The organism is Trabulsiella odontotermitis (assembly GCF_030053895.1).
In the GTDB taxonomy this organism is placed as follows: domain Bacteria; phylum Pseudomonadota; class Gammaproteobacteria; order Enterobacterales; family Enterobacteriaceae; genus Trabulsiella; species Trabulsiella odontotermitis_C.
In genome coordinates this window covers 2,182,783-2,195,398 of the sequence record NZ_CP125781.1, presented here as the reverse complement: position 1 = coordinate 2,195,398, position 12,616 = coordinate 2,182,783, and the positions used below count along the sequence as shown (strand labels likewise).

The following is a 12,616-nucleotide window of genomic DNA, read 5'->3' as shown; positions in this document are numbered from 1 at the left end:
GATGGTCGAAACCCTGCTGGAAGTCCGTAATCTGAGTAAGACCTTTCGCTATCGCACTGGCTGGTTCCACCGTCAGAACGTTGAGGCGGTGAAACCGCTCAGCTTTACCCTGCGCGAGAAACAAACGCTGGCGATCATCGGTGAAAACGGTTCGGGCAAATCGACGCTGGCAAAAATGCTGGCGGGCATGGTGGAGCCGACCACCGGCGAGCTGTTGATTGACGATCATCCGCTGCATTTTGGCGATTATTCGTTCCGCAGCCAGCGGATCCGCATGATTTTTCAGGATCCGTCAACATCACTGAACCCGCGTCAGCGTATTTCGCAGATTCTGGATTTTCCACTGCGCCTGAACACCGAACTCGACGTGGATGCGCGGCAAAAACACGTTTATGAAACGCTACGGATGGTCGGCCTGTTGCCGGATCACGCGAGCTACTATCCGCATATGCTGGCCCCCGGCCAGAAGCAGCGTCTGGGGCTGGCGCGCGCGCTGATCCTGCGCCCGAAGGTGATCATTTGTGACGAAGCGCTGGCCTCGCTGGATATGTCGATGCGATCGCAACTGGTGAATCTGATGCTGGAATTACAGGATAAGCAAGGTATCTCTTATATCTATGTAACCCAACATCTGGGCATGATGAAGCACATCAGCGATCAGGTGCTGGTGATGCATCAGGGTGAAGTGGTGGAGCGCGGCAGCACCGCCGATGTGCTGGCCTCTCCCCTGCATGAGCTGACCAAACGGTTAATTGCCGGTCATTTTGGCGAAGCGTTAACCGCGGATGCCTGGCGTAAGGATCGCTGACATTCAGTGGTCGGATTAACTCCGGTGATTCTTCATGTTAGAATCGCCGCGTTTTAACGACGGTCTGCCGGATTCCTGTGCGGATCGCCATAACAATGACGATAAGGATTACAAGCTATGGGTTTTCTTTCCGGTAAGCGCATTCTGGTCACTGGCGTGGCCAGTAAATTGTCCATCGCCTACGGTATCGCACAGGCGATGCACCGTGAAGGGGCTGAGCTGGCTTTCACCTATCAGAACGACAAACTGAAAGGCCGCGTTGAAGAGTTCGCCGCTCAACTGGGTTCCAGCATTGTTCTGGAATGTGATGTTGCTAAAGATGAAAGCATCGACGCGCTGTTCACCGATCTGGCGAAAGTATGGCCGAAATTTGATGGTTTCGTGCACTCCATCGGTTTCGCGCCTGGCGATCAGCTGGATGGCGACTACGTTAACGCGGTGACTCGCGATGGTTTCAAAATCGCGCACGATATCAGCGCCTACAGTTTTGTGGCACTGGCGAAAGCCTGCCGTTCCATGCTGAACCCGGATTCCGCGCTGCTGACGCTCTCTTACCTCGGTGCAGAGCGTGCGATCCCGAACTACAACGTAATGGGTCTGGCGAAAGCCTCTCTGGAAGCGAACGTCCGTTACATGGCGAACGCGATGGGTCCGGAAGGCGTTCGCGTTAACGCGATTTCCGCAGGTCCGATCCGTACGCTGGCAGCGTCCGGCATTAAAGACTTCCGTAAAATGCTGGCGCACTGCGAAGCGGTTACCCCGATTCGCCGTACCGTTACCATCGAAGACGTTGGCAACACCGCAGCCTTCCTGTGCTCCAACCTGTCTGCCGGTATCTCCGGTGAAGTCGTTCACGTTGACGGCGGTTTTAACATCGCAGCGATGAACGAACTGGAAATTAAATAATTTCCTTCCCCCTCTTCGCGCCCGTGAAGAGGGGTCTCTCCCGCCCCTTCTGCGTTATATCTTTCTGCTATTTGTTATCGCTCAACAATATTTTCTCCCTTTCGCGCCATACGCCAGGATATTTATTCATAAACGGTCCGGTGTGCCGCGTGTTGTCTCCGGGTCGCCACTTTTAGATCAAGGAATGCCCATGGAGCAACGCCGCGTTTACGGCAAAAGCCACTGGTATCATGAAACCCAGTCACGAGCCACCCGGGGAGATGCCCTGCCGCTGGTCCCGGAAGCCGCCCATGTTGACGATCGTTTTTTGCTGGACCTCGCCCTGCCTGATGATCTCCTGAATGCCTGCGACTCCTGGCTGCAACCTGCCAGAGCGTTAAGCCGTCGGCTTTTCCCTGACATGGTACAGGTGAGCCGCCTGCACACCTTCAGCGCCTATGACCGTCTCAGCACCGCGTTAACGGTCGCGCAGGTCTATGGCGTGCAGCGCTTGTGCAATCACTACGCCGCACGTCTGGCGCCGTTGCCCGGCCCGGACTCCTCGCGGGAAAGCAACCGTCGGCTGGCGCAAATTACCCAGTATGCGCGCCAGCTCGCCAGTTCACCCTCAGTGATTGGCAGCACGTCGCGCGGGCAGCTTGATGAAGTCGGGCTGACCACGCCGGATATTATACTTATCAACCAGATTATCGGTTTCGTGGGTTTTCAGGCACGGACGCTGGCGGTGTTTCAGGCCAGTCTCGGCCACCCGGTACGCTGGCTCCCCGGCATGCCGATGCAAGAGGATGCCCCGGCAGAACGCTTTGCCGTAACGACCACGCGCTGGTCTTCTGATCTCCCCGCCGTCACCTTGAGCTATGCCAGCGCCGCACAACTGGCCGCGCTGGAACGCTGGCAATTGCAACCTGACCTCACCGCGCTGGCGCCGCTGCTGGTGACCGATCCCGACGTGCTTTCCCTGCTCGGCGAGACACTGACTGCATTGTCGCAACCGACCGCCCCGCATTTGCTGGTGGCGTTGCTCGCCGCACGCATCAACGGTAGCCAGCACGGTTTCCTTGCATTGGCTGAACGCTGGCAAGGCGCGTCTGGTCTGCCTGATGCAGTACGCAACGGCGAACGGGCGTTGCAGGCGTGGGGGCATAATCATCCCTTCGAGCGCGCCGTCATCCAGGCGGCTCAGCTGTTAACCCGTGCGCCGGACAGATTCAGCGCCGCGCAACTTATTCCCCTTCAGGAACAGGGGTTTTCTGCCGCAGACGCCGTGGCGTTGCTGGCATGGTGCGGGCTCAGCGGCTGGTTGAACCGTCTGAACATCGCCCTGGGAAATGAATAACCTCAGCGGAAAATACCGAAAGAGCGCTTGCTGACACCGTGAGATTCGCGTAAAACTGTCAGCCGCTCTTTTGGTCACGAAAATACATCACTATGTTTCAGGACAACCCGCTGCTTGCTCAGCTTAAACAGCAACTTCATTCCCAGACGCCACGTGCGGAAGGGGTGGTAAAAGGCACGGAAAAAGGCTTTGGCTTCCTTGAAGTGGACGCGCAAAAAAGCTATTTCATTCCGCCGCCGCAAATGAAAAAGGTGATGCATGGCGATCGCATCATCGCGGTCATCCACTCTGAGAAAGATCGCGAAAGCGCCGAGCCGGAAGAACTGGTCGAGCCGTTCCTGACACGCTTCGTCGGACGTATCCACAAGAAAGACGACCGTCTGTCAATTACCCCTGACCATCCCCTGTTGAAAGAAGCGATTCCCTGCCGCGCTGTCCGTGGCGTTGAACACGATTTTAAAGAAGGCGACTGGGCCGTAGCGGAAATGCGCCGTCACCCGCTGAAAGGCGATCGCAGTTTTTACGCTGAACTGACGCAGTTCATCACTTTTGGCGACGATCATTTCGTGCCGTGGTGGGTCACCCTCGCCCGTCATAACCTTGAAAAAGAAGCGCCGGATGGCGTGGCTACCGAGATGCAGGACGAAGGTCTTGAGCGTCGCGATCTGACCGCCCTGCCGTTTGTCACTATCGACAGCGCCAGCACGGAAGATATGGACGACGCGTTGTACGCCGAAGCCACTGACGATGGCAAAATGCACCTGACGGTCGCCATTGCCGATCCGACCGCCTGGATTGTTGAAGGCAGCAAGCTGGATAACGCCGCGAAAATCCGCGCCTTTACCAACTACCTGCCGGGCTTCAACATTCCGATGCTGCCGCGCGAACTGTCGGACGATCTCTGCTCGCTGCGTGCTAACGAAGTGCGTCCGGTGCTGGCCTGCCGCATGACCATTGCCGCCGACGGCACCATTGAAGACGATATCGACTTCTTCGCCGCGACCATCGAATCAAAAGCGAAACTGGCCTACGACGATGTCTCCGACTGGCTGGAAAACAACGGTAGCTGGAAACCGGAAAGCGAAGCTATCGCTCAGCAGATCACTCTGCTGCAGAGAATTTGCCAGCTGCGCGGCGAATGGCGTCACACCCATGCGCTGGTGTTTAAAGACCGTCCGGATTACCGCTTCGTGCTGGGTGAAAAAGGCGAAGTGCTGGATATCATTGCCGAACCGCGCCGCATTGCTAACCGTATCGTTGAAGAGTCCATGATTGCCGCCAACATCTGCGCTGCCCGCGTGCTGCGCGACAGACTTGGTTTTGGTATCTACAACGTTCATACCGGTTTTGATCCGACCAACAGCGAACAACTGGCTGCCCTGTTGAAAACCCACGACGTGCATGTCGATCCGCAGGAAGTGCTGACGCTGGACGGCTTTTGCAAGCTGCGTCGCGAACTGGATGCGCAGCCCTCCGGTTTCCTCGACAGCCGCATTCGTCGCTTCCAGTCCTTCGCGGAAATCAGCACCGAACCGGGTCCGCACTTCGGTCTTGGCCTCGAAGCGTACGCTACCTGGACATCACCGATTCGTAAGTACGGCGACATGATCAACCATCGTCTGCTGAAAGCGATCATCAAAGGTGAAACCATTGCCCGTCCGCAGGACGAGGTGACGGTACAGATGGCAGAACGCCGCCGCCTGAACCGCATGGCAGAACGTGACGTTGCCGACTGGCTGTACGCGCGTTTCCTGAATGCGAAAGCCGGTACTGACACCCGTTACGCGGCTGAGATCATCGATATCAGCCGCGGCGGCATGCGAGTTCGACTGGTAGATAACGGTGCGGTCGCGTTCATTCCTGCGCCGTTCCTGCATGCTGTTCGTGACGAACTGGTATGCAGCCAGGAAAACGGCACCGTGCAGATCAAAGGCGAAACCGTCTATAAAGTCACCGATGTGATTGATGTGACTATCGCTGAAGTGCGCATGGAAACCCGCAGCGTGATCGCGCGTCCGGTTGCCTGACGCCATACTGAGCGGTCTCCGTCCGGAGATCGCTCATTTATTCCTCTCATCTGCTTTATCCGACACAATTTTTTTGCAATCTCCCCCCACAAAACACCAAAACCGTTCACAATAAAAAGAATTACCGCGACTCCGATATGGACATATGTTTACTGCGCGATCAGGCCGGGAGAAGTCATGACTGAGGATCTGGAGCAAAATTTGCTCTTTCGTTATCTGGGAACCACCAGCCCGTACTGGCGACTGGCAGGCGACAGCAACGCCCTGCACCTGGCGGCTACCGAAGGGACGGATACCCGCCAGATAATTGCCCTGACGCCTGAACAGGCCAGCAGTATTCGCGAAATGACGGTGATCACCTCCAGCATCACGATGACCCTTTCGCTGTATGGCGAGAATGTACCTGTTCATCTGGTTGGCCGCAAAATCAGCAAATCACAATGGGCCGGTACCGCGTCAGCCTGGTATGACACCCCTTCCGTCGCCCGTGACCTGGTGCAGGGGCTCTCTTTTGCCGAACAGGTGGTTTCTGAAGCCAATTCGGTGATCGTCATTCTCGATAAGCAGGGAAATATTCAACGCTTCAATCGTTTGAGCGAAGAATATACCGGCATGAAAGAGCATGAGGTGATTGGCCAGAACGTGTTTAAGCTGTTTATGAGTCGCACCGAGGCAGCGGCATCAAGAAAAAACATCACCGGCTTTTTCCGCAACGGCAACTCCTATGAAGTCGAGCGCTGGATCAAAACGCGCAAAGGACAACGGCTCTTTTTATTCCGCAATAAGTTCGTGCACAGCGGCAGCGGTAAAAACGAAATCTTTTTGATCTGCTCCGGTACGGATATCACCGAAGAGCGTCGCGCCCAGGAGCGACTGCGCGTGCTGGCAAATACCGATACCATTACCGGTCTGCCCAACCGTAATGCCATTCACGACATGATTGCCGATGCGATTACCAACCGGGGCGAGACGCAAGTCGGCGTGGTTTACCTTGACCTCGATAACTTCAAGAAGGTCAACGATGCCTACGGACATATGTTCGGCGACCAGCTATTACAATCGGTATCGCTGTCGATTCTGAGCTGTCTCGAAGAGGGACAGACGCTGGCGCGCCTCGGCGGCGATGAGTTTATCGTCCTGGCGACTGATACGTCGCAAAGCTCACTGGAAGCGATGGCCTCCCGCATACTGACGCGTCTGCGCGTGCCGTTCCGTATCGGCCTGATTGAGGTCTATTCCGGCTGTTCGCTGGGCATCTCTCTCGCCCCGCAACATGGTACCGATCGCGAAAGCCTGATCCGCAACGCCGATACCGCGATGTATACGGCGAAGGAGAGCGGGCGCGGGAAATTCTGCGTTTTTTCACCTGAGATGAACCAGCGCGTCTTTGAGTACCTGTGGCTGGACACCAACCTGCGTAAGGCGCTGGAGAATGATCAACTGGTCATTCACTATCAGCCCAAAGTCACCTGGCGTGGCGAAGTGCGCAGTCTGGAAGCGCTGGTACGCTGGCAGTCGCCGGAACGCGGGCTGATCCCACCGACAGAGTTTATCTCTTACGCCGAGGAATCAGGTCTTATCGTTCCGCTGGGGCGCTGGGTGATGCTGGATGTCGTCCGTCAGGTGGCGAAGTGGCGTGATAAAGGCATCGATCTGCGCGTGGCGGTCAACGTCTCCGCGCGGCAGCTTGCCGACCAGACTATTTTCAGCGATCTGAAACAGGCGCTGCACGATCTCAACCTGGAATACTGCCCTATCGACGTTGAGCTGACGGAGAGCTGTCTGATTGAAAACGAGGAACTGGCGCAGTCGGTTATCGAACAGTTCAGTAAACTCGGTGCGCAGATACATCTGGATGATTTCGGCACGGGATATTCGTCGCTGTCACAACTGGCGCGTTTCCCGATAGACGCGATTAAGCTGGATCAGGCCTTTGTGCGTGATATCCATAAACACCCCGTCTCGCAATCGCTGGTGCGAGCGATTATGGCGGTGGCGCAGGCGCTGAATTTGCAGGTGATTGCCGAAGGGGTTGAAAGCACAAAAGAAGACGCCTTTCTTACCAAGAACGGCGTCAATGAACGGCAGGGATTTTTATTTGCCAGGCCCATGCCCGCTGCCGTTTTCGAGCGATGGTTTAAACGGCGTCAGTCGCGCAAAACCCGCTAGCTGGCTTTACGCAGAATGACCGACGTATGCCGGTCCTGTAGCTGAACAAGCCGTTCCATATAAGCGATGTCTTTTTCCTCTAAGCAGAATGCGGCATCCACCCAGTCTTCAGTGATATCCATCAGTTCGCTGCGCGGCAGCTGCAATACGCGCTGACGCGCACGCAGCATCGCCCGGACACCGTTCAGTTTTGGCCGCAGTGTGTCAATGAAGGTACGCGTGGTGACATAGCTGTCGCCTGGCTCAAACAGCACGTCCACCAGACCGCGCTGTTCGTGCCATTCCGCAGTGTGCGATTCGCCGCGGTAAATCAGCTCTTCCGCAAGCTTCATACCCGCACGGCGGCTGACCAGCGAATAGCCGCCCATGCCCGGAAAGAGGTTAAAGGCGATTTCCGGGAAACCGAGCCGGGCGTCACGCTGCGCAATGACGAAATGGTGCGCCAGAGCCGCTTCAAAGCCGCCTCCCAGCGCGCTGCCTTCAATCATGGCTAATGACAGCGCCCCGGTGCCAAAACCCTGTGACGCCGCATGTACGCAATCCACGCAGGCACGGGCGTAGGCCCGTAACGCTTCACGGCGACCGTGACGAATACAATCAACAAAAAACCGCAGATCGCCGCCAGTGTTGTACATACCAGTGACCAGCGAACCGGTCACCCAGAAATCCACGGCGAAGCCGGACTGTCGCACCAGCCAGGAGAGATTCATGATCTCTTCAATCAGGCTGTGGTTAAAACAGGGTCGCGGCTGGGATCGCAGCATCATCCAGACAGTTCGACGCTCCTCCTCATAATACGCAGAGAGCTGGGTGAAACGTTCAGCATCAGTGAACAACGTGCAGGTGGGTTGATTAATGACTGTCATACCAGGTTCCTCATAAAAAAAGCGCATTGCGCGCAGGAATAGCGTAATCCAGTCATCAGCACCGTATAATCAGGGGTAACTATTAATCATTTATAGCAAGACACCAAACCAGGATTTTTTTTCACTTCTCTTTTGCCGCTAATTTTTGCATCATTGAATTCATTCATTTTTATTGTCAGGATCTCGCCATGTCAGATTTCGATGCACGACAGGTCGCCCAACGTATTGATACCGTTCTGGACATTCTTGTCGCCGGTGATACCCACTCGGCAATAAATAATCTGGAAATTTTAAAAGCTGAACTGCTGGCGCAAGCCCAGGATGAGCAGGAAAACAAATCGGGGTCGGCTAAATCGCCCTGGGAAATATAATATGAATGCCCGACAACAATCTATCCTCCAGACCGTGATCGACAAAGGTCGCATGAGTGTGACCGACCTCGCCAGAATGACCGGTGTTTCTGAAGTCACGATTCGCCAGGATCTGAATCTGCTGGAAAAACAAAACTATTTACGCCGTACCCATGGCTTCGCCGTGCCGCTCGACAGCGAAGATATGGAAACGCGGATGATGAATAATTTCTCCCTGAAGCGCGAACTGGCAGCTTTTGCCGCCTCGCTCGTCAATGCAGGAGAAACGGTATTCATCGAAAACGGCAGCAGCAATGCCCTGCTCGCCCGTACGCTGGCAGAGCGCGGTGACGTGACGATCATCACCGTCAGTAGTTATATCGCTCATTTACTGAAAGAGACGCCCGGTGAAGTGATTTTGTTGGGGGGAATATATCAGAAGAAAAGTGAAAGCATGGTTGGCCCGCTGACACGGCAATTTCTCCAGCAGGTTCATTTCAGCAAAGCTTTTATTGGTATTGACGGCTGGCAGCCAGAAACAGGTTTTACCGGCCGCGACATGATGCGCACCGATGTCGTTAACGGCGTGCTGGAGAAAGGCTGTGAAGCCATTATCCTCACCGATAGCTCAAAATTTGGCGTGGTGCACCCTTACACGCTCGGCCCGGTCAGTAAATTCAATCGCGTGATTACCGACAGCGGCCTCACGGCCTCCAACCAGCTGTTGCTGGAGCAGTCTGGCCTGCAGGTTGATATCGTTCAACGCCCCTGAGAATTAACGTCCGGTACATTCTCTGTACGTACCGGACAATATTCCACTCATATGAGATTTTTCTTAACCACCAATTAAGAGTTTTTACCTGTCTGTTATTTTCCAGAGACGTAAAATTAATATTAGCGATATAACAGGACGTGATTATCACCTGCGTGATTTCCAGCACTACTTGTTACCTGCGCAACCGTGTTTCATGGAATTCCTCAAAGCAGGTCTTTTCGACTATGCTTAGAGGGAGTTTCTTCCATGAATCGATAATTCAGGAGAAAATATGATGACTTCAATGAGCAAAAAAATGACAGCGGCCGCTCTGGCGGTAGCACTGGTAATGTCGCTTAGCGCCTGTTCTAACTGGTCTAAACGTGACCGCAACACCGCTATCGGTGCGGGTGCGGGTGCTCTCGGTGGTGCAGTCTTAACTGACGGAAGCACCCTGGGTACGTTGGGTGGCGCAGCCGTCGGTGGTATTATCGGTCACCAGGTTGGGAAATAAGCCATACCAGCCTTATAACGAAAATAAAGTATTTGGTTTTCAGGTCTGACTTACGCACCAAAATAATTATGGGCCACGTGCTTTGCACCGTGGCCCAAAATATATCAGCCACCCGCTAATTTAACGGTATAGCCTTTGGCTTCAAGCAGTGATTTAATCAGATCACGTTTATCTCCCTGAATTTCAATCACGCCATCTTTCACAGCACCGCCACAGCCGCACTTCTTTTTCAGCTCTGCCGCCAGTTTTGCCAGCACTTCATCGCTCTCATCAATGCCAGTGATGAGACTAACGCCTTTGCCTTTGCGCCCGCTGGTCTGTCGCTGAATGCGCACAATGCCGTCGCCTTTGGGTCGCGCTGGTGCGGCTTTCGGTTCATCAATACGCCCGGTCTCCGTCGAATAGACCAGACGGCTGTTTGAATCGCTCATTAGCCCTCCTTTCGCAGTGACGCGTTAATCGCCCGCAGCGTCTGCGCCGGATCGGCAGACTGCGTCACCGGACGTCCTATAACCATATAGTCTACGCCCGCCGCCTGTGCCTGCTCCGGCGTCATGATGCGGCGCTGATCGCCCGCCTCACTGCCTGCCGGGCGAATTCCCGGCGTCACCAGCCGGAATGCCTGACCGAACGCCTGTTTGAAGCGCACCGCTTCCTGCGCAGAGCAGACCACACCATCTAAACCACATCTCTGGGTCAGCGCCGCCAGTTTTTCGGCGTAATCTGCCGGAGATAAGGTCACGCCCAGATCCTGCAAATCGCTGGCTTCCATGCTGGTCAGTACTGTGACGGCAATCAGTAAAGGCGCCTCTTTGCCAAAAGGCAGCAGCGCTTCACGTGCGGCAGTCATCATGCGCGCCCCGCCCGAGGCATGAACGTTCACCATCCATACGCCGAGATCCGCCGCCGCGGCGACCGCGTGGGCAGTGGTATTGGGAATATCGTGAAATTTCAGGTCGAGGAAAATATCAAAACCGCGCTGTTGCAGTTCACGAACAAACTGCGGCCCGAACAGGGTAAACATCTCTTTTCCGACTTTCAGGCGGCAATCGCGCGGGTCGATGCGATCGACAAACGCCAGCGCCTTGTCGCGATCGGCGTAATCCAGCGCGACAACAATGGGAGAAGTGGTAACCACAGAGGAAGAAGATGAAGCAGGTGACGTCATGAGCAGACCTTCTTGTTGATGGGCGCAGTTCAGGCGCGAAAAAGGTAAACGGCGAGCATTCTACCTGCGAAGTCCGCAAATTGACAGGGGCGGTTCCCCCGCTGCGGTGCGATGCGGGCACGGTGCCGAAGGTACAGCCAGGATCAATACTAAGGATGTTGTAACTAAAGTGGGATTTTTTTAAAAATTACTGCCCGTCGAGGCCACGAATCGGTTTCACGGTGGACCAGGCACGGCAGGACGGACAATGCCAGTAAAGCGTGTAAGCGGTAAAGCCGCATTTCTGGCAGCGATAGCGCGGCTTGCTGCGCACCTGCTCGCCCACCATATCACGCAGCACCATCAGGCTCTCTTTCGCGCGCCCTTCTTCCGCTTCATTAAGGTGGTAATCCATCAGCTTATAGAACACCCGCATGGTCGGGTGGCGCTGGAGCTGACGGGTGATATAGGTTTGCGCGTTATCGCTGCCCTCTTTCTGTTCGAGGATTTGCGCCATCATCAGTTCGGCAGTCGCTCCTGTGTTTTCATCAACACAGCGGCGCAGAAACACTTCCCACTCGTCGTTTTTACCGAGTTGCTGATAGCAGGTCTGCAGCATCTCCAGCGTTTCGCTGACCAGCTCGCGATCCTGGTCGATCACCCGTTGCAGGCTTTCCACGGCTTTGGCGAAATCGCCCTTCGCCATCCAGACGCGGCCCATCATGATGGAGATACGCGCGCTGTTGCGGTCGGCGGCAGCCCCTTTGCGCAGGAGTTGCATGGCCTTGTCCATGTCATCGTTTGCCATCTGCTGGAGCGCCAGTTCACACCAGAAATGGGCGATTTCCACCCGATGGCGCTCTTTGCCGAGCTTAACCAGCCGTTCTGCGACGTCGATGGCTTTTTGCCAGTCACTGGTCGCCTGATAAATTTGCAGCAGTTGCTGCAGCGCGCCGATGCGAAAATCCGTCTCGTCCACCAGTTGACTGAACATGTCTTCGGCGCGGTCGTACAGCCCCGCCGCCATGTAATCACGCCCCAGTTGCTGTACAGCCAGCAGGCGCTGATCGTAGGTCAGGGAGGCACTTTCCATGAGCGTCTGGTGGATACGGATTGCGCGGTCGACTTCGCCGCGGGAGCGGAACAGATTACCGAGGGTGAGATGTGCTTCAACGGTGCCGGTGTCCTCTTTGAGCATATCGAGGAACAGATCCACCGCTTTGTCTTGCTGATTACTGAGCAGAAAGTTAACCCCCGCGACATAGTCACGGGATAAACGGTTAGCTTCGTCCTGTTTGGACTGTTGTGCACTTCTGCGACCCATGTACCAGCCATACGCAGCGGCAACGGGCAAAAGCAGAAACAACAACTCCAGCATAAATAATTATTCCTTCACAGCCGGGACACCCGGTTCGGACGGTGACACGGTTGCAGGCGTAATCTGGTTTTCCAGGCGCTTTACTTTGCGCTCGGCACGCATCAGCGAGACGCGCACGCGAAGCCAGAAAATCCCGCATACCAGCCAGCCGATGATGAACCCTGCGGCAAACAGCACGGCCAGTAGCGTCGAGATCCGAAATTCACCCTGCGCCAGCAGATAATTAAACGTCACCTGCTGATCGTTTTGCGCTCCAAGCGTGACAGAGACGACGAAGATCGCTAACACCAGTAAGAAAATGAGTAAATATTTCACATTACTTCCCGTTATGTGGTTTGAGCGAATGAAGTTTATGCAACAT

The 12,616-nt window shown here is 55.2% G+C and carries 13 protein-coding genes; 8 read left to right on the top strand and 5 right to left on the bottom strand.

Annotation, left to right across the window (positions count from 1 at the left end):
- The first annotated feature begins 1 nt into the window (after window position 1).
- The 5 genes from sapF (at window position 2) to pdeR (ending at window position 7,246) form a co-directional block, all read left to right on the top strand.
- Complete coding sequence (sapF, locus tag QMG90_RS10530) at window positions 2-808, top strand: putrescine export ABC transporter ATP-binding protein SapF (protein WP_054178473.1); 807 nt, start codon at window positions 2-4, stop codon at window positions 806-808.
- 117 nt (window positions 809-925) lie between these two features.
- Complete coding sequence (fabI, locus tag QMG90_RS10525) at window positions 926-1,714, top strand: enoyl-ACP reductase FabI (protein ID WP_038154279.1); 789 nt, start codon at window positions 926-928, stop codon at window positions 1,712-1,714.
- Window positions 1,715-1,904: 190 nt separating this feature from the next.
- Window positions 1,905-3,050, top strand: a complete 1,146-nt coding sequence (locus QMG90_RS10520; protein WP_283283749.1) for a carboxymuconolactone decarboxylase family protein — start codon at window positions 1,905-1,907, stop codon at window positions 3,048-3,050.
- A gap of 92 nt (window positions 3,051-3,142) precedes the next feature.
- Complete coding sequence (locus QMG90_RS10515) at window positions 3,143-5,077, top strand: exoribonuclease II (RefSeq protein ID WP_283283748.1); 1,935 nt, start codon at window positions 3,143-3,145, stop codon at window positions 5,075-5,077.
- 177 nt (window positions 5,078-5,254) lie between these two features.
- Entirely contained in the window at window positions 5,255-7,246 is a 1,992-nt protein-coding gene (gene pdeR / locus QMG90_RS10510) for a cyclic di-GMP phosphodiesterase (RefSeq protein WP_283283747.1), read from the top strand.
- On the opposite strand, the gene QMG90_RS10505 is transcribed toward pdeR, so the two are convergent.
- Window positions 7,243-8,112, bottom strand: coding sequence for a crotonase/enoyl-CoA hydratase family protein (locus QMG90_RS10505; RefSeq protein WP_283283746.1), 870 nt, complete (start codon window positions 8,110-8,112; stop codon window positions 7,243-7,245). The genes pdeR and QMG90_RS10505 overlap by 4 nt on opposite strands.
- Window positions 8,113-8,300: 188 nt before the next feature.
- Between QMG90_RS10505 and QMG90_RS10500 the strand changes: the two genes are divergently transcribed.
- The 3 genes from QMG90_RS10500 (at window position 8,301) to osmB (ending at window position 9,730) form a co-directional block, all read left to right on the top strand.
- Window positions 8,301-8,483, top strand: coding sequence for a YciZ family protein (locus QMG90_RS10500; protein ID WP_283283745.1), 183 nt, complete (start codon window positions 8,301-8,303; stop codon window positions 8,481-8,483).
- Window position 8,484: 1 nt separating this feature from the next.
- On the top strand, window positions 8,485-9,234 hold the full coding sequence (gene yciT, locus QMG90_RS10495) for a DNA-binding transcriptional regulator YciT (RefSeq protein WP_283283744.1): 750 nt from the start codon (window positions 8,485-8,487) through the stop codon (window positions 9,232-9,234).
- A gap of 277 nt (window positions 9,235-9,511) precedes the next feature.
- Window positions 9,512-9,730: an osmotically-inducible lipoprotein OsmB gene (gene osmB / locus QMG90_RS10490; protein ID WP_054178787.1), complete on the top strand. Its 219-nt coding sequence runs from the start codon at window positions 9,512-9,514 to the stop codon at window positions 9,728-9,730.
- 104 nt (window positions 9,731-9,834) lie between these two features.
- Here osmB and yciH read toward each other — a convergent pair whose 3' ends face one another.
- From yciH to QMG90_RS10470, 4 genes are all read right to left on the bottom strand, one after another.
- Window positions 9,835-10,161 (bottom strand): stress response translation initiation inhibitor YciH, encoded by a 327-nt coding sequence (yciH, locus tag QMG90_RS10485; RefSeq protein ID WP_283283743.1) that lies wholly within the window; start codon window positions 10,159-10,161, stop codon window positions 9,835-9,837.
- Window positions 10,161-10,898: an orotidine-5'-phosphate decarboxylase gene (gene pyrF, locus QMG90_RS10480; protein WP_283283742.1), complete on the bottom strand. Its 738-nt coding sequence runs from the start codon at window positions 10,896-10,898 to the stop codon at window positions 10,161-10,163. Before pyrF ends, yciH begins: the two co-directional genes overlap by 1 nt.
- A 187-nt stretch (window positions 10,899-11,085) precedes the next feature.
- Window positions 11,086-12,255, bottom strand: a complete 1,170-nt coding sequence (lapB, locus tag QMG90_RS10475; protein ID WP_283283741.1) for a lipopolysaccharide assembly protein LapB — start codon at window positions 12,253-12,255, stop codon at window positions 11,086-11,088.
- Between the two features lie 6 nt (window positions 12,256-12,261).
- Window positions 12,262-12,570, bottom strand: coding sequence for a LapA family protein (locus QMG90_RS10470; protein ID WP_283283740.1), 309 nt, complete (start codon window positions 12,568-12,570; stop codon window positions 12,262-12,264).
- Between the last annotated feature and the right edge of the window lie 46 nt (window positions 12,571-12,616).

What these genes read in the sequence shown, in the direction of transcription:
- sapF (WP_054178473.1), top strand. Translation starts at nt 2, where the DNA reads ATGGTCGAAACCCTGCTGGAAGTCCGTAATCTGAGTAAGACCTTTCGC.
- fabI (WP_038154279.1), top strand. Translation starts at nt 926, where the DNA reads ATGGGTTTTCTTTCCGGTAAGCGCATTCTGGTCACTGGCGTGGCCAGT.
- QMG90_RS10520 (WP_283283749.1), top strand. Translation starts at nt 1,905, where the DNA reads ATGGAGCAACGCCGCGTTTACGGCAAAAGCCACTGGTATCATGAAACC.
- QMG90_RS10515 (WP_283283748.1), top strand. Translation starts at nt 3,143, where the DNA reads ATGTTTCAGGACAACCCGCTGCTTGCTCAGCTTAAACAGCAACTTCAT.
- pdeR (WP_283283747.1), top strand. Translation starts at nt 5,255, where the DNA reads ATGACTGAGGATCTGGAGCAAAATTTGCTCTTTCGTTATCTGGGAACC.
- QMG90_RS10505 (WP_283283746.1), bottom strand. Translation starts at nt 8,112, where the DNA reads ATGACAGTCATTAATCAACCCACCTGCACGTTGTTCACTGATGCTGAA.
- QMG90_RS10500 (WP_283283745.1), top strand. Translation starts at nt 8,301, where the DNA reads ATGTCAGATTTCGATGCACGACAGGTCGCCCAACGTATTGATACCGTT.
- yciT (WP_283283744.1), top strand. Translation starts at nt 8,485, where the DNA reads ATGAATGCCCGACAACAATCTATCCTCCAGACCGTGATCGACAAAGGT.
- osmB (WP_054178787.1), top strand. Translation starts at nt 9,512, where the DNA reads ATGACTTCAATGAGCAAAAAAATGACAGCGGCCGCTCTGGCGGTAGCA.
- yciH (WP_283283743.1), bottom strand. Translation starts at nt 10,161, where the DNA reads ATGAGCGATTCAAACAGCCGTCTGGTCTATTCGACGGAGACCGGGCGT.
- pyrF (WP_283283742.1), bottom strand. Translation starts at nt 10,898, where the DNA reads ATGACGTCACCTGCTTCATCTTCTTCCTCTGTGGTTACCACTTCTCCC.
- lapB (WP_283283741.1), bottom strand. Translation starts at nt 12,255, where the DNA reads ATGCTGGAGTTGTTGTTTCTGCTTTTGCCCGTTGCCGCTGCGTATGGC.